Raw genomic sequence first — 16,575 nt, forward strand, 5'->3', positions numbered from 1 at the left:
CCTCTATAACGCGTTTGAAATAAGCGAAAAATGCTTATACTCTCAAGTAGAGGAGGCGTTTTATGGATAGAGTGGAATATATGATGAAAAGCCTGCAAAAAGCATTCTACCATTCCTCTGATTTGACAGTCAGACAGGTAGATTGGCATGAAGGAAATACTGCTATTTTATGCTTTTACACGTCTCTTGTAGATGCGAAGGAAGTGCAAAAAGTTCTAGATACCATTTATGCACGTTTAGATTCCGATAAACCTTTTTGGAGTGAAACATTAATTACAACATTAGACAATTTTTCATTACCCCTCGCCATTGAGCGAGTATGTCAGGGAGAAACCATCGTTATTTTGCCTGAGACAGGAAAAATGCTGGCACTTACTATAGTGAATGAAGTTCGTCGAAATCTCGAAGAGCCGAGTAACGAAAGTATTTTGCGCGGTTCACATGAAGGTCTGATTGAACGTGTGGATACCAATTTAGCGTTAATACGTAGGCGTGTCAATAATCCTGCACTGGTAGTAAAATCATTTACGATTGGTCGACAAACGAAAACAAAAGCCTATTATCTTTATATGGATGGGGTAATAAAGCAAGAGACATTACAAGAGATGGAGAAGCGGATTGCAGCTCTTCAAATAGATTATTTTTATAGCTCTGGTCAATTAAGTGATGCGTTAGAGGATTCGGTATTATCTCCCTTTCCACAATTGTTAAATACGGAGCATCCAGATCGTGTAGTAGCCAATTTAGTAGAGGGTAAGGCTGTAGTCATGACGGATATTTCACCGACGGCTTTCATTGGTCCTGTTACTTTTTTTTCTTTCTATCAAACGCCAGATGACTATAATGGTCGAGTTGTCGTCGGTTCTTTTTATAAAATTGTTCGTCTTCTGTCATTTATAACTGCCGTTTTTTTGCCCGCTTTTTATATAGCGATCATTAGTTTTCACTTTGAAGTCCTACCTTTGGAATTAAGTAATCAAGTGAAAAACGATGTCAATGAAATTCCTTATCGACCATTGATTGAAGCGTTGATTCTAGAGATTATTATGGAATTAATTCGAGAGTCAAGTATTCGATTACCACAATCGGTAGGACAAACGATTGGAATCGTAGGGGGGTTAGTAATAGGGGATGCTATCGTAAGTGCGGGATTAGTATCCAATTTAATGGTAATAGTCGTCGCCTTAACGGCTATTTCCAGCTATGTTGTCCCGTCGGTTGAATTAAATAGTACCATTCGGATGATACGTTTTCCCTTTATGGTGCTAGCCTCTTTGTTTGGGTTTTTAGGGATTGTCGTGGGGGTTGTCATATTACTCATTCATCTTATTAATTTGACGTCTTTGAAACAGCCTTATTTTTCGCCTATCATTCCTTTTCAACCGAAGGCTGTGCTGAAAATTTTTTTACGCTGGCCGTTTATCAAGCCGACCGTGCAAGTCACATCTTTCCAACCACCAAAGGATGAACAAGCCAAAAACGAGGATACACCATGAATATTTCCTTGACGAAGGCGCAGTTCTTTTTACTATTATTTATATTTCAAACGGGTATTGTCTACATCGCCTTTCAAACGCCGTTAATTAGCTCCAGTAAAAATAGCTCATGGTTAATTTTTATTGTAGCGAGTGTGATACATTATGGCCTACTTCTATTTTTTGAACGGTATCATTCGTATTTCTATTTAAATGTTTTTTTTCGTTGGGTTTATCAAATCTATTGGCTGTTATTGACTGCTGCGTTTATTGCCTATATGAGCTATGTTTTGGCATCGTGGGTATTGCCACAAACACCTGAGTGGATAGTCGTTGTCATTATTGTTGTTCTATCGCTATATGCCAACTTAAGTAGACCCGGAACGGTCATCAATATTGGTGTGATGTTGATTCCCATTATTTTCCTATTCGTCACTTTTCTAATGCTAGCGATACCAGATTTAACTTGGAGTAATCTTTTCCCCATAGAATGGAATCATACAAAACAAATAGGAGCTGGTTTGATTCATAGCATCTATGCGTACTTTGGGATTGAAATGTATCTAATTTACCGACCATTTTTACAAAAAGATTTACAGGTAAAAGGAAAGCCCTTATTGATGTATCAGCTAGTTATTTTTGTGTTTTATTTTATTTCAGTTCTTTTTACACAAATGTTTTTCTCAATCGAAGAAATCAACCTCATACCGGAGCCCATTATGTATATTTTAAAATCCCAGGAAGTTACATTTGTCAAGCGACTTGATATTTTTTTCGTTTATATTTGGCTTTCTTGGTCAATTGTCACCATCATGATTTTTGGTCTATCTTTTCGAATGCTTCATTTTGTGAAAAAAAAGCAGCATCCAAATAGTCGTATTATTGTGTATCATATTTTTCTAGCCATCCTACCACTCTTTGTCATTCATTTTCGAAGCATTGAGTTGATCAAAAATTCCTTACACTATGTATTTATCTTCTTTACTTTCTTATTACCCATAGTCATTATCGGTTGGAATAAATGGAGGGGAAAAAGTGTATCGTAAAGGGCTAATGATTGCCATGTCGTTCTTACTGCTAGCTGGATGTTGGGATGAGCGCCTTTATAAAAACTCTTCCGTTGTGACACTCGTAGGGATAGAAGGATATGTTGGAGCGTATAAAGGTTATTATGCCTATCCGACTTCGATGACTCAAGACACGGAAATTATCGAAGCAGAAGGATTGTCACCCCGTGAAGTCCGGACAAATGCAAATTTAAAAGTGGAGCAAACACTTGATTTATCGGAGCTATCAACGATTCTAATTTCTGATCATACAGCGAGAGAATCGATCTATGAATTATTGGATATTTATTTTCGGGACCCCCAAAATCCTATATCTATTAAAATGGCGCTTACGGATGGGGATGTCAAACCGTTTGTAGATTTGACAAAAGATTTAACGAATAGTGCTGGAAGCTATTACCAAAGATTTATTGAAAGTTCAGAAGATAATACCTATTTTCCGAAGGTCAATTTACAAGAAGTAGGTTCGATGCTTTTTGATCAGACAATTGATATAGCTTTGCCTTATTTTCAACTTAGTGAAGATAAAAAGCATGTGGTGGCAGGAGGCTTAGGTTTATTTACTGGACCAAGCTTTACGGGCACTGTATTAACACCGTCCCAATCCTTAACGATGCTGCTATTAATGAATCAAAAAAGTAAAGCGGCACGGATGAGCTATCTGTGGCAAAAGGATGGGAAAGTCAATCCGATTACTGTCGATGTATTAAAGGTGAAGCGTAAATGGACTGTCAATGAGGAATTGCGAACAATAGATATGAGCTATACCATTGATGTGGAGGTTGAAGAATTTCCGCACGATCATTTATATAAGGATGAAATTTTTCAGGACGTACAACAAATGATAGAGGAAAAAATGCAAGCTGAATTTGAAGAAGTCTTGCGGATTCTTCAAAATCAAAAGTCTGATACATTAGGGATTGGTCGTTATATTCGGGCTTACCATCCGAACATGTTTAAGGAAGAAGATTGGCATACAGAATTCTCCTCTTTATTACTCAAACCGAAAGTGGATGTAAAAATCATTCGAACAGGAGTTTTACGTTAAAAAATCGCCTTTCCTAGAACTTAGGATAAGGCGAATTTTATTAGGCAGCAGTCACTCTTTTTTGAACAAGTAGCAAGCGAATCAATAGTGTAGCAGCGCCAGTAGTCAATCCTGCAACGAGTCCAATCCAATAGCCAAAAGGCCCTAAATCTGTGTGGGTCGCAAGCAAATAACCAACTGGTAAACCAATTACCCAGTAAGAAATAATGGCCATAATAAATGTTATCATTACATCTTTATAGCCTCTTAAAGCACCTTGTACAGGGGCTTGGATGGAATCTGATAGCTGAAAAATAGCGGCAAAGACTAAAAATTGCACGGCATATTCAATTACGTTACTATCTGTCGTATACATGTGCGCAACGGGTTCACGGAAAATAAAGAGTATACAAGCAGAAATAAAGCTAAAGATGATGGCAGTACCCACACAAAGATAACTATATGTACGTGCATCTCGCATGCGGCCTGCACCTATTTCAAAGCCCACTAAAATGGTGACACCCATCGAAATGCTTAGGGGCACCATATAAAGGAGGGAAGTGAAGTTAATCGCAATCTGATGGGCAGCAATAATGGTTGTGCTAAAATTACTCATCATCATTGTGACGGCTGAAAAAATACTTGTTTCTGCGAAGAGTGAAATGCCAATCGGCACACCAATCAGCAAAATTTCCTTCCATTGTAGCCATGCAGGCTTGCGCCAATCGTGAAACATACGAAATCGTTCAAAAGGCACTCGTTTTGCGATAATCCAAGCAGTAATGAAGAAAATCAGCCAGTAAGTAATGGCTGTGGCTACCCCGGCTCCAATTCCACCAAGCTCAGGTGATCCAAATTTTCCGAAAATAAAAATGTAATTCAATACAATATTAATAGGTGTTGTCATTAAGGTAATGATCATCGTGACACGTGTTTGTCCGAGTGCATCAATGAAACAACGCATAACAAAAAATAAAAATAGTGGTAATAGACCAGCGCACATCGCATAGATGTAGCCCTTAGCTATAGTATGTACAGATGTTTCTAAGCTCATTTTGCTAAGTATCCAATCGATGCCAAAGAAAAGTCCGATGAAAATAATGATGGACAGTGTAATGGCGACATAAATGCCTTGTTGAACAGCCTTTTTAGCATCCATTTCCTTTTTTGCCCCAACAAGCTGGGAGACAATCGGTGTTATGGCTAGGAGAATGCCAGATAGTCCTGTATAAATCGGCATCCAGATGGAGGAACCAATCGATACACCTGCTAAATCAGACGTCCCATAGCGACTTGACATTAACACATCAAAAAAAGAAACAAGGTAGATGGCTACTTGTGTCACTAGAATAGGGATAATCATTTTTAAAAGTAGTGCGTATTTTTCTTTCAAAGTGGATGTTTGATACATGTATGATACTTCCTTCATTAACATAATGAACAAGTATAGCATATGTAAAGAGAGAAAAGCTGAAATTTTATGGCTTCATCTATATCTTTTCGTTGGCATATAGTAAAATAGAACACTGTAAACAAAAAGTAGTCTACCTACAATGGTTTTTAAGGAATAGGAGAATTCATGTGAAACAACAAACAATCATTTTAACCGGTGGTGGGACAGCTGGCCATGTATCGTTGAACCAAGCGATACTCCCGTCTTTACTTGAACTAGGTTATGATGTCCACTATATTGGCTCAGAACAGGGTATTGAAAAAGAATTAATAGGCGAGGCTTTCCCTGATGTACCTTTTTATGGTATTGCAAGCGGCAAATTGCGTCGTTACTTTTCAATGAAAAATTTTACTGATCCATTTAAGGTGCTTGCGGGAATGATGCAGGCTTTTCGTATTATTAAAAAAGTAAAGCCGCAAGTCGTATTTTCGAAAGGGGGCTTTGTTTCTGTCCCTGTTGTCATGGCAGCCAAACTGGCAGGTGTTCCAGTCGTAATCCATGAATCAGATGTGACACCTGGGCTTGCCAATAAAATTGCTTTACCTTTTGCCTCTCACGTGTTCACCATTTTTGAAGAAACATTGAAGCATTTACCAAATGATAAAGCAACTTGTACAGGTTCCATCATTCGTCCTGAATTGTTGGAAGGGGAAAGAGCAAAAGGATTAGCATACTGTGGCTTTACGACATTAAAACCTGTTTTGCTTGTCATGGGTGGAAGCTTGGGCTCAGTGGTTTTAAATGATGCCCTTCGAAAAAATTTACCAGAGCTTTTAAAACAGTTTTATGTAATTCATCTATGTGGGAAAGGGAATTATGATGAAACGTTAGCTTCATTGCCTGGCTACAAACAATTTGAATATGTGACGACAGAGTTGCCTGATTTAATGCATGCAGCAGACTTCATTGTGTCTCGAGCGGGGTCAAACTCTATCTTTGAATTTTTGGCACTTCATAAACCGATGCTTTTGGTGCCATTATCTGCTCAAAAAAGCCGTGGTGATCAAATATTAAATGCTAATTTATTTAAAAAGCAAGGCTATGCAGAAGTGTTACAGGAAGAAGCTTTAACAAAGGAATCCTTCATGAAGTCTGTTTATACATTAACAGAGCGACAAGTGGAAATGGTTGAAACGATGTCCAAAACAAAGAAACCAAAAACGCCTGACGAGATGGCGTCATTAATTTTGCACTATCAAAAATAAATATCCATTAAAAAAGCTATGAGGGATGTCGATGATGACAACACCTCATAGCTTCTTCTTATAGTAATAGGCTTACATTGCTTGTTCTTCGCCTTCTTGCATTTCATAAGCAGTTGTTAAGTAGAATAAATCCTTTGGAATTTTAAATAAATCAAATTGTGCCATACCACTATTTACTTGAGCTAACAAAGTTGGGTGACTTTCATTAGCGCTCACAACATAGGGTAATTTTAACGCAGCACGCTGTGATTTTATATTTTCAACGCGAATACGGAGGAATACCGTATGAAAATTATATTCAAAAAATAACTCGTTTAAAAAAAGCATTTTTGCCTTTTGATTATAGCCTTTTCCTTGGTAAGGGAGTCCAATCCACGTTCCTAAAAAACCTGCACCGTCTTCAACATCGTGTATACTAATGGTGCCGATTGGTTGACCCCAGTCATCAGTAATGGTCCTCGAGATAGCGAGTCCTCTCGCTTCCTCTTCGATCAATTGCTTTGTCATAAACCAGTATTCATCAGCGGATGTGGCTTTCTGACGGACAAAAGGGAATACAGAAGGGTGTGATAATAGCTCATAAAGCTCTGTACATTCATGCAGGTCTCGATGTTTAAGCATACGAAACGCCTCCTTTACTAGGGTAGTTAAAACAATTCCGTTGAAGCATAAAGAAGAAAACTAAATTTCGTACTGGAATTAAAACCCAAAGAACTAGACGTTATAACTATGATATTCCATAATCTCCCGCTGTCTTACTGATTTCGACCATACCGAAAAAAGACTAGTTTTTTAAATATAATATAACATGCTAGCTGTTTGATGCAATCATTTTGCTCGTAAAAAACAAAATTTTAAGTTTAATAGTCAGTAAATTCTGATAAATGGATAGAAATGATTCATTTATTTGCCATATTTAAAATTAAGTAAATTCTATTACTTTTATCTAAAATTAATCAATTAAATAGTTCTATAGTATTATGTTTTTATATTTAAATAGTTAAATTATCAAAAATGTCCTTAAAAGGATATAATTTATCTAATTCTAGAACGGTAATTTTTTATTTTTATGTTATAATAGCAGAATTAGTTTTTGCGTATAATGACGTATATACATAGCATTTTATTATGATGGCAATGGCCTTTTTCTGGAGGTGACAGTATGGAGTATCTTTTAAGCGAAGATTTTTTTAATGAATTATTTATTGGCAATGATTTTGTTTTTCTTATGAAAAAAGTAAAGGAAGATTTTCAATATATTCGCTTAAACAATGCAGCTCGAGAACTGTTATCGATCGATGTAATTGGAAAAATGCTTTCCGCCGTTACCTCGAATCGAAATTTTTCGATCATTCAGAAAAACTATCATCATGCAATTGAAGAACATATTCAGGTTGACTATGTAGATTATGCATATGTACAGTCGGAGGTTCGTAAATATGAAACAACTGTACGCCCTTTGCGCTATAATCAGGAAGACTTTGTTTTAGCCATTACAAAGGAAATTCATTATGACCGTAGTATTGAAGATAAGTTTTTGTTTATGCGGTCCCTATTCGATCATGCCTTTTTTTCGACTGTTGTGTTATCAGCTGAAGGTATGATTTATGAAGTGAATTCAAGCTTTATGGAAGATTTTCAAATAGATAATGAAGCCGTCAAACAAAAAATGTTTTTTGATTTACCGATTGTTCCTAAAGAAGAAATTCAGCAAATTAAATGGTATCTACAACAAGCGGCTAGAGGAGAAAACGTTCATGAAAAGTTTGTAAGACTGCTTACGTTGGATCACCAAGAACGCATGTATTTACTGTCACTTTCGCCTGTCATGCAGGAGGATAATTCCTTTGCAATCTTTCTGATTATGCAGGACTTCACACAGTTCACCTTGCAAAAAGCAGAATTACGTTCGAAATCTCACGGCTTTGAAGTGTTTAAGTCGGCATTAAATTCAGCTACGGCCATTGCTATTTTAGATAGTGAATGTCATATTTCAGAAGTGAGCGAGATGTTTTTACAAGCTTCAGGTTACACAGAAGAGGAATTAATTGGTCAGCCTTATGCGCTACTTAAGCCACGGTACCAAACACAAAATTTTTTACAATTAATCAATGATAAACTTGCTAGTGGGGAAATCTGGCGAGGAGAGCTGTGCTATCGGACCAAATATCATGCTGATTATTGGGTGGAGGCAACTATCGTCCCATTAAAAAATGAGTTTGGTGAAATTGAACAAATTTTAACCATTAACTATGATATTACAGACAAGAAAAGAATGTTCACAGAACTAAAAAATATTGAACGAACTTTCCGTCTCATTACGGAAAATACAAATGATTTAATTGTCATCACGAATGAGGATGGAATCATTATTTATGCTTCACCCTCCTATGAAATATATTTAGGCTATGAAAATGTGGAGCTACAAGGTCAGTTTTACAGTGCCATTATTGATACAGAAAGCCAGCATGAATGGCAAACATTTATAAATAACTATACTGGTCAGACAGATACACAGTTCGAGCTTTTATTGAAGGCGAAGGACGGCACACCTATTTGGACAGAAGGCAATGTCACGGTGGTTCATGACCCTGATCGAGAAAAAGTTTCACAAATTATGATGGTGTCCCGTGAAATTACCCATCGTAAAGAGAGAGAAAATGATTTGCTGTATCTTGCCTACCATGATTCTTTAACACAACTTCCTAATCGCCGTTATTTACAAAAAGAGTTTCCGACAATATTGGCAGAAGCCAACGAAAACAATGCAAGTATAGCGATGCTTTATTTAGATGGGGATGATTTTAAAGCTGTCAATGATCGCTTTGGCCATGATACAGGGGATGCTTTTATTCAGAGCTTTGGTCAGGCTTTGAGCAAAACCGTTAGAAGTCATGATATCGTTATTCGAATAGGGGGTGATGAATTTCTTGTCATCCTCACAGGTCTAACGAGGGAAATTGAAAAAAGGCATAGTCAAATTATGCATATTATCCGTCGCATTCGAGATGAATTAGCAACAGGCTGGATGATTGAGAATCATCAGTTTACGCCAACTGCTTCAATAGGAATCTCGTATTATCCTGATCATGCCCAAACATTGGATGAATTAATGGATTTGGCTGATCAAGCACTATATAAATCAAAAGAAGCAGGGAAAAATAATCTCTATATTTCGGAAGCCCATTAAAAAAGTCTGTCCACAAATTATTCGTTGTGAGACAGACTTTTTATTTGATGTTATGCTATAACAGTATAGGGATAAAAATCCTACATCGTTATTTCGGAATAGAAGGTGATTATGTGCCTAAGAAAATATTATTAGTGGAAGATGAAAAGCATATTGCGCGTTTTGTTGAGCTCGAATTACAGCATGAAGGCTATGACGTGACGGTTGCCTTTGAAGGGCGGGAAGGGCTATCCCTGGCAACAACAGATGCATTTGATGTGCTATTACTAGACGTGATGCTACCCGGTATTAATGGTATTGAAATTTGTCGGCGAATTAGGACACAATCTCAAGTGCCTATTATTTTAATAACGGCAAGAGATGCTGTTATGGATCGTGTAGCTGGTCTAGATGCTGGAGCAGATGACTACATCGTCAAGCCATTTGCGATCGAAGAACTATTAGCAAGAATTCGAACGATTATACGTCGTGCAACAACACAAGAGCCAGCAAATAGTGAATGTTTGAGTTTGCGTGATATTGAGATAGATATTGCAGCCTATGAAGTTTTCGTGCAAGGGAATAAACTCGACCTAACTAAGACAGAATATGATTTACTGAAACTATTAATTGAACACAAAAATAGAGTTTGTACACGCGAGCATATTTTAACGTCTGTATGGGGCTATGATACAGATATAGAGACCAATGTGGTAGATGTGTATATACGTCATTTACGGTCTAAGCTCCCAGGTGATACGAATGCCTATATTGAGACGGTTCGAGGGGTTGGGTATGTGATGCGTGAATGAATCAGTTACTTATGTACCTCCGTCGTCAATCTTTGCAGAAAAAATGGATGCTCACCTCCAGTAGTGTGATTTTTTTAAGCTATACGATTATTTGCGTGGTTGTTTATATTTCCCTCCATACGTGGCTATTAAATGATGAGGAAAGCAAAGTTGAACGGACTAGCAGGGATATTATTTCATTTTTACAATCACAGGGACCAGATATTACGATTCAACAAATTCAACAAAATACTGGTTTGCTCAAATCGATTGTCGACCGAGATGAAACTGTTAGAATGTTTAATGCGGACGGCGTGGATATTTTGCGTATCAATAATACTTCAGCTGCTGCACCACTTAGCTCCATGCAGGAGATTTTTGAGACGACCATTGATAAGCAGGATGTACTGGTCATGAATGAACCAATACGCTTAGGCTTTTTTCAAGGATATGTCCAGGTTGTCCATCCGCTCACTGGTTTTCAATCGCTCATGCATTATCTATTAACAGCCATGCTCATCGCAGGTGTTGGGGCATTGGTGTTATCAGGTTCTATTGGATATTATCTAGCCAATTATTTAATGAAGCCATTGCGTGAATTACGTGCTTCCATGAAAATGGTGATGGATCAAGGCTTTAATGAGCCCATACAGTTAACCAACACGTCACACGATGAGATTGGTGATTTATTGAACATGTACAATGCCATGATGAATGAGCTGCAAATTTCTTTTACACAGCAGCAACAATTTGTCGCTGATGCTTCTCATGAGCTTCGTACGCCCATCCAAGCAATTGAAGGACATCTTTCTCTGTTGAAAAGATGGGGCAAAAATGATCCAGCTATTTTAGAGGAGTCGATTGATACTTCATTAACAGAAATTGCTCGCATGCGTAAAATGATTGAGGAATTATTAGAGCTTGCAAGACGTGAGGAAAAAGATGAAATGAGTGAGGCGAATGCACTAGCTGTAATTGAAGCTGTTATCGATGAAATGGAGCTTGTACATCCAAAAGCGCGAATTATGCTGTCGAAAAATGATGAAATAGGTCCTTTATTTATAACTGAAAATGCACTAAGTCAAATCATTCGTAATATAATAGAAAATGCAATTCGTTATTGTGAAAAAATTCCTGAGATACAAATTTCTATTTCAGTTGCTGGAAATTATGCATGTTTAGAAATTGCTGATAATGGTATAGGAATAGCAAAAGACAATATTCCTTTTATATTTGATCGTTTTTATCGAGTGGATGAGGCAAGGAACCGTAAAATTGGTGGAACAGGCTTAGGATTAAGTATCTCGAAGATGTTGCTTGAAAAGTATAATGCCACGGTAGAAGTCAAGAGTGAGGTTAATATTGGAACCGTTTTCTCGTTAAAGATCCCGCTAAAATATTAAGAAAAATGCACGCTTTATTTCATTATTCTATCCTTTGCGAAAAAAATTGCTTAATTTGCTAAAAAGAGTTGTATTTTTTGTGAAGAGTAGTAAGATTGAGATGGAAAAAACGTTCTTTAAAATATGGAAAAGTAGTGTGAAACATTCTTTTAAAGAACGGCTAAATATTATATAATTAATTGCAATTTAATTAATGGAACTGCCGTAAGGCAAAATTTGGAGGTCATTTTTCATGTCGAACAACGTTACAACTGTAAGTTCTCCATGGTCAGCTTTCTCTGGTCCTAACCTAGGATATGTGATGGAGCAATACGACTTATTCTTACAGTCTCCTGAAGAAGTAGAACCGGAGTTAGTTTCTTTATTCCAACAATTTGGTGCACCAGTAGTAGTAGAAGGTGAAGTAGCTGTAGCTAGTCATACAGCAGCGGCTCCTGCTGGCGATTACAAAAAAGTGTTAGCCGCTGTGAGATTAGCCGATGCAATTCGTTCACGCGGTCATTTAGCGGCAGATATTTATCCTCTGAAAAACCGTGAACTACAAACAGCTCAAATTGACGAAAGCGCGTTCAACTTAAGCGCTGCAGATTTAGCTGAAATTCCTGCAGCAATCTTCTTCAAAGATGTGCCAGCAAACGTGAAAAATGGTAAGGATGCAATTGACTATTTAAAAGCTATTTATACAAATAAAGTAGCGTTTGAATATGAACATGTAGTAGCTACAGAAGAACGTAATTGGATTCAAGCGCAAATTGAATCAGGCTCTTTCCAACAAGCACTTTCTTCTGATGAAAAGAAAGCCTTATTAGATCGTTTAACACGTGTTGAAAATTTTGAGAAATTTATCCATAAAACATTTGTAGGACAAAAGCGTTTCTCTGGTGAGGGCTTAGATACGCAAATTGTACTATTTGATGAAATCATTAAAACTGCAGAAGCGCTAAGTGTTGAAAAAGTACGTATTGGTATGGCACACCGTGGTCGCTTAAATGTTTTAACACATATTTTAAATAAACCTTATGACATGATGTTCTCTGACTTTGCACATGTATCAAATGATTTATTTATGCCGGAAAATGGTCGCCTTGAAATTACAAAAGGGTGGACAGGTGATGTGAAATACCATATGGGTGCTTCTTATAACCGTGATTCAGGTATGAATGTGAAACTTGCCTACAACCCATCTCACTTAGAAGTGGGCAACCCAGTAGTTCTAGGTGCTACTCGTGCAACACAAGATGACACTTCAAAGCCAGGTCAAGCGGTTCATGATCGTACAAAAGGCTTAGGAATCCTAGTACACGGTGATGCAGCATTCCCAGGTCAAGGTATCGTAACTGAAGTATTAAACTTCGCTAAAACTGAAGGATTTACAACTGGTGGTACTATTCATATTATCGCGAATAATATGATTGGTTTCACTACGGAACAATATGATTCTCGTTCTTCTGTTTACTCATCTGACCCAGCAAAAGGGTATGAAGTACCAGTAGTTCATGTGAATGCAGATAGTCCAGAAGCAGTGGCTCAAGTAGGTCGCTTTGCAGCTAACTATCGTCAAAAATTTGGTAAAGATATTGTTGTTGATTTAGTTGGTTACCGCCGTCACGGTCATAACGAAACAGATGATCCAACGGTTACAAACCCAGAAACATATAAATTAGTTTCTAAGCACGAAACTGTTCGTGCGTTATATGGTGCAGCATTAGTAGCAGAAGGTCTTGTATCAACTGAAGATGTAGCAGCATTAGATACAGCTATCTATGCAGAAATGCAAGCTGCTTACGATCATGTAAAAGAAATGGCTTCAAAAGATGAGCATCATCAATTAGAAATGCCAGAAGAATTAAAAGTAGAGTTCCCACAAATTGATACAGCAGTTGGTGCAGAACGTTTAGGTAAAATCAACGAAGAGCTTCTAGTGTTTGAAGAAAACTTCGAGCCACAGAAAAAGCTTGGAAAAATTTTAGAAAAACGTCGTGATGCATTTGCATCTGCAAAAATCGATTGGGGTCATGCGGAAACTTTAGCATATGCAACAATTATCCAAGATGGCACACCAGTACGCTTCACAGGTCAAGATGCTCAACGTGGTACTTTCTCACAACGTCACTTAGTGCTTCACGATAAAAACAATGGTAATGTCTTTACACCACTTCATCATATTTCTGGTGCAAGTGCATCCTTTACAGTACACAACTCACCACTGACTGAAGCAGGGGTAGTTGGCTTTGAGTATGGTTACAATCTAGAAAATGGCCATGTATTAACAGTTTGGGAAGCACAATTTGGTGACTTTGCGAATATGGCACAAGTAATGTTTGATAACTTCATTTCAGGGGCACGCTCTAAATGGGGTCAAAAATCTGGCATGGTGATTCTATTACCACATGGTTATGAAGGCCAAGGTCCAGAGCACTCTTCAAGCCGTATGGAACGTTATTTACAAATGTCAGCAGAAAATAACTGGTTTGTAGCAAACTGTTCAAATGCAGGTAACTACTACCACTTATTACGCCGCCAAGCAGCGTTATTAGGTACTGAAGGTGTTCGTCCACTTGTGGTTGTATCACCAAAATCATTATTGCGTCATCCATTAGCAGCAGCTAATGCTGAGCAATTAGCAGATGGTTCATTCCAAGAAGTGATTGAACAACCTGGCTTAGGTACAAAAACGGATGCTGTAGAGCGTATCGTATTAGGTACTGGTAAAGTGATGATCGACTTAGCAGATCGCGTGAAAGATGGAGAAGGTTTCGATCACTTACACATTGTTCGTGTAGAACAACTTTACCCATTCCCAAAAGAGCAAGTTGCTGGTATTATTGCTAAGTATCCTAATGCTAAAGAAATCGTATGGGTACAAGAAGAACCTAAAAACCAAGGCTCATGGAATTATGCTCTAGAAACATTATATGAACTTGCAGAAGGTAAAAAGCTTCGCTATGTAGGTCGTCCTGCAATGAGCTCAACTTCTGAAGGAGATGCAGATTCTCATAAAGCAGCTCAATCATCACTTATTGAAGAAGCAGTTGCTGAGCCAGTAAAGGTTAAATAATCACATATAAATATTGATAGCTGGGCTACTTGCCCATAAGCAGTAGCCCTTTTATGTGCATCATGCACGTTAATCAAAGGAGGAAATGAAAGTGGCTGAAATTAAAGTCCCTGAATTAGCAGAATCGATTACAGAAGGTAGTATCGCACAGTGGGTAAAAAAAGTGGGCGATCGCGTTGAAAAAGGTGAATTCATCGTTGAACTTGAAACAGATAAAGTAAACGCTGAAATCATTTCTGAAGAAGCAGGTGTATTAACACAAATTTTAGCTGAAGAAGGCGATACTGTACTAGTTGGTCAAGTTATCGCAATTGTAGAAGCAGGCGAAGGCGCAGCAGCTGCACCAGTAGCGGCAGCACCAGCTGAAGCAGCTCCAGCTCCAGCAGCGCCACAAGCAGCACCTGCAGCACCAGTAGCAGCAGCACCTGTAGTAGAAGAAACTTCTGGTGAGCGTGTCATTGCATCTCCAGCGGCACGTCGACTTGCACGTGAAAAAGGTATTGACCTTGCAGCGGTATCACCAGTAGATCCACAAGGCCGTGTACGTGTACAAGATGTAGCGGCACATGGTACAGCACCAGTAGTAGCAGCACCTACACCAGTAGCAACTACAGGTGGCCCAGTTGTATTCACACCAGCAGCTAATTCTGACCGTGTAACGATTGAAAAAATGAGCCGTCGTCGTCAAACAATTGCAAAACGTTTATTAGAAGTTAAACAATCAACAGCAATGTTAACAACATTCAACGAAATTGACATGACAAACATCATGGCACTTCGTAAACGTAAACAAGAAGAGTTTGTGAAAGCAAACGACATCAAACTTGGTTTCATGTCATTCTTCACTAAAGCTGTTGTTGCAGCACTGAAAAAATACCCATACGTAAACGCTCAAATCTCTGGCGATGAAATTCATTTAAATAACTTCTTTGATATCGGTATTGCAGTATCAACTGAAGAAGGTTTAGTAGTACCAGTTGTACGCGATGCGAATAGCAAAAACTTTGCAGAAATCGAAAAAGATATCGCTAACTTAGCGACAAAAGCTCGTGATAAAAAATTAGGCTTAAATGACATGGCTGGTGGATCATTCACAATCACAAATGGTGGTGTATTCGGTTCATTAATGTCAACACCAATTATGAACGGTACGCAAGCTGGTATTTTAGGTATGCACTCCATTGTAAACCGTCCGGTTGCAGTAAATGGTGAAGTTCAAATCCGTCCAATGATGTATGTAGCACTTTCTTACGATCACCGTATCATCGATGGAAAAGATTCTGTAGGATTCTTAAAAACAGTTAAAGAGTTAATCGAAAATCCTGAAGATTTATTATTAAATTCATAATTCCTTTAAACCCTGCAAACTTTGCAGGGTTTTTTCTTGGCTTCTGTATCACTAAAGTCATTAGTAATTTTGATAATCCAAAACTATTTACTTAGTATAAAAAGAATAGGTAGTAAAAATATGTTGTTTTCCAGCAGATATATGGATAAAAATACGTAGATTAATAATGGATAGGGCAAGCATAATACCCTAATATTGTCATTAGTCAGAAAAATGATAAAACTCTCTTGACGTACATACTAGTTTTATAGTAGTATCTAAATATCAATTAAATAAACAAACCTCACTAACAAACATCAGTGAGGTAGAGGCGCGGTATTTATTAGTTCATTGTTGAGTACAAGCAAACAAAGACGCAATGAAGAAGGAAATATCGCCGAAGTATAAAAGGAGCTCGTACTTTTATGCTGGGTCTGCAGTGAATAAGTGCAGGACTGTCCTAGTAAATTCATTTCCAGGTTTACTAGGTTGTGCTATCTCGGAAACATGGAATACTAGTGAGGATTTGGGCAACTGTCATAAAAGGTAAGACCTAAGTTCACAAGACTTAGGTCTTTTTTCGTACAGTTGTCTTATTTT

At 37.8% G+C, this 16,575-nt stretch carries 11 protein-coding genes and 1 riboswitch; of the genes, 9 read left to right on the top strand and 2 right to left on the bottom strand.

Going from position 1 to position 16,575, the window contains the following annotated elements; translation table 11 throughout:
• Positions 1–62 precede the first annotated feature (62 nt).
• Genes AC3CH7_RS07285 through AC3CH7_RS07295 form a run of 3 tightly spaced genes read left to right on the top strand, consistent with a single transcriptional unit; the run spans position 63 to position 3,590 of the window.
• Positions 63–1,496, top strand: a complete 1,434-nt coding sequence (locus AC3CH7_RS07285; protein WP_488381647.1) for a spore germination protein — start codon at positions 63–65, stop codon at positions 1,494–1,496.
• Positions 1,493–2,521, top strand: coding sequence for a GerAB/ArcD/ProY family transporter (locus AC3CH7_RS07290; RefSeq protein ID WP_488381648.1), 1,029 nt, complete (start codon positions 1,493–1,495; stop codon positions 2,519–2,521). Before AC3CH7_RS07285 ends, AC3CH7_RS07290 begins: the two co-directional genes overlap by 4 nt.
• Positions 2,511–3,590, top strand: coding sequence for a Ger(x)C family spore germination protein (locus tag AC3CH7_RS07295; RefSeq protein ID WP_031418179.1), 1,080 nt, complete (start codon positions 2,511–2,513; stop codon positions 3,588–3,590). The genes AC3CH7_RS07290 and AC3CH7_RS07295 overlap by 11 nt, the downstream gene beginning before the upstream one ends.
• Positions 3,591–3,630: 40 nt before the next feature.
• Here the strand turns inward: AC3CH7_RS07295 and AC3CH7_RS07300 are convergent, their stop codons facing one another.
• Positions 3,631–4,980 (bottom strand): MATE family efflux transporter, encoded by a 1,350-nt coding sequence (locus tag AC3CH7_RS07300; protein WP_099805155.1) that lies wholly within the window; start codon positions 4,978–4,980, stop codon positions 3,631–3,633.
• 170 nt (positions 4,981–5,150) lie between these two features.
• Here AC3CH7_RS07300 and murG point away from each other — a divergent pair, with 170 nt between their 5' ends.
• Positions 5,151–6,227 carry an undecaprenyldiphospho-muramoylpentapeptide beta-N-acetylglucosaminyltransferase gene (gene murG / locus AC3CH7_RS07305; RefSeq protein WP_012294400.1) on the top strand — a complete coding sequence of 359 codons (1,077 nt, stop codon included), beginning with the start codon at positions 5,151–5,153 and terminating at the stop codon, positions 6,225–6,227.
• Between the two features lie 72 nt (positions 6,228–6,299).
• Here the strand turns inward: murG and AC3CH7_RS07310 are convergent, their stop codons facing one another.
• Positions 6,300–6,848, bottom strand: coding sequence for a GNAT family N-acetyltransferase (locus AC3CH7_RS07310; protein ID WP_012294401.1), 549 nt, complete (start codon positions 6,846–6,848; stop codon positions 6,300–6,302).
• A gap of 541 nt (positions 6,849–7,389) precedes the next feature.
• On the opposite strand from AC3CH7_RS07310, the gene AC3CH7_RS07315 reads away from it, so the two are divergent.
• The 5 genes from AC3CH7_RS07315 to odhB all read left to right on the top strand — a co-directional run bounded on the left by AC3CH7_RS07315 (position 7,390) and on the right by odhB (position 15,996).
• Positions 7,390–9,417, top strand: coding sequence for a sensor domain-containing diguanylate cyclase (locus tag AC3CH7_RS07315; RefSeq protein ID WP_281486477.1), 2,028 nt, complete (start codon positions 7,390–7,392; stop codon positions 9,415–9,417).
• A gap of 113 nt (positions 9,418–9,530) precedes the next feature.
• Positions 9,531–10,208: a response regulator transcription factor gene (locus AC3CH7_RS07320; RefSeq protein ID WP_036168245.1), complete on the top strand. Its 678-nt coding sequence runs from the start codon at positions 9,531–9,533 to the stop codon at positions 10,206–10,208.
• Positions 10,205–11,590, top strand: a complete 1,386-nt coding sequence (locus tag AC3CH7_RS07325; RefSeq protein WP_036161625.1) for a HAMP domain-containing sensor histidine kinase — start codon at positions 10,205–10,207, stop codon at positions 11,588–11,590. Before AC3CH7_RS07320 ends, AC3CH7_RS07325 begins: the two co-directional genes overlap by 4 nt.
• A gap of 232 nt (positions 11,591–11,822) precedes the next feature.
• Positions 11,823–14,648: a 2-oxoglutarate dehydrogenase E1 component gene (locus AC3CH7_RS07330; RefSeq protein WP_036168246.1), complete on the top strand. Its 2,826-nt coding sequence runs from the start codon at positions 11,823–11,825 to the stop codon at positions 14,646–14,648.
• A 91-nt stretch (positions 14,649–14,739) separates the two neighbouring features.
• On the top strand, positions 14,740–15,996 hold the full coding sequence (gene odhB, locus AC3CH7_RS07335) for a 2-oxoglutarate dehydrogenase complex dihydrolipoyllysine-residue succinyltransferase (RefSeq protein ID WP_031418188.1): 1,257 nt from the start codon (positions 14,740–14,742) through the stop codon (positions 15,994–15,996).
• A 297-nt stretch (positions 15,997–16,293) separates the two neighbouring features.
• A riboswitch (Lysine riboswitch) is annotated at positions 16,294–16,480 on the top strand.
• Positions 16,481–16,575: the final 95 nt, after the last annotated feature.

The sequence above is a fragment of the Lysinibacillus sp. F12 genome, assembly GCF_057773605.1.

Bases quoted from the DNA above. Each gene is read 5' to 3' on its own strand.
- AC3CH7_RS07310 (WP_012294401.1), bottom strand. From the start codon at position 6,848: ATGCTTAAACATCGAGACCTGCATGAATGTACAGAGCTTTATGAGCTA.
- AC3CH7_RS07330 (WP_036168246.1), top strand. From the start codon at position 11,823: ATGTCGAACAACGTTACAACTGTAAGTTCTCCATGGTCAGCTTTCTCT.
- AC3CH7_RS07300 (WP_099805155.1), bottom strand. From the start codon at position 4,980: ATGTATCAAACATCCACTTTGAAAGAAAAATACGCACTACTTTTAAAA.
- AC3CH7_RS07285 (WP_488381647.1), top strand. From the start codon at position 63: ATGGATAGAGTGGAATATATGATGAAAAGCCTGCAAAAAGCATTCTAC.
- AC3CH7_RS07290 (WP_488381648.1), top strand. From the start codon at position 1,493: ATGAATATTTCCTTGACGAAGGCGCAGTTCTTTTTACTATTATTTATA.
- AC3CH7_RS07325 (WP_036161625.1), top strand. From the start codon at position 10,205: ATGAATCAGTTACTTATGTACCTCCGTCGTCAATCTTTGCAGAAAAAA.
- AC3CH7_RS07315 (WP_281486477.1), top strand. From the start codon at position 7,390: ATGGAGTATCTTTTAAGCGAAGATTTTTTTAATGAATTATTTATTGGC.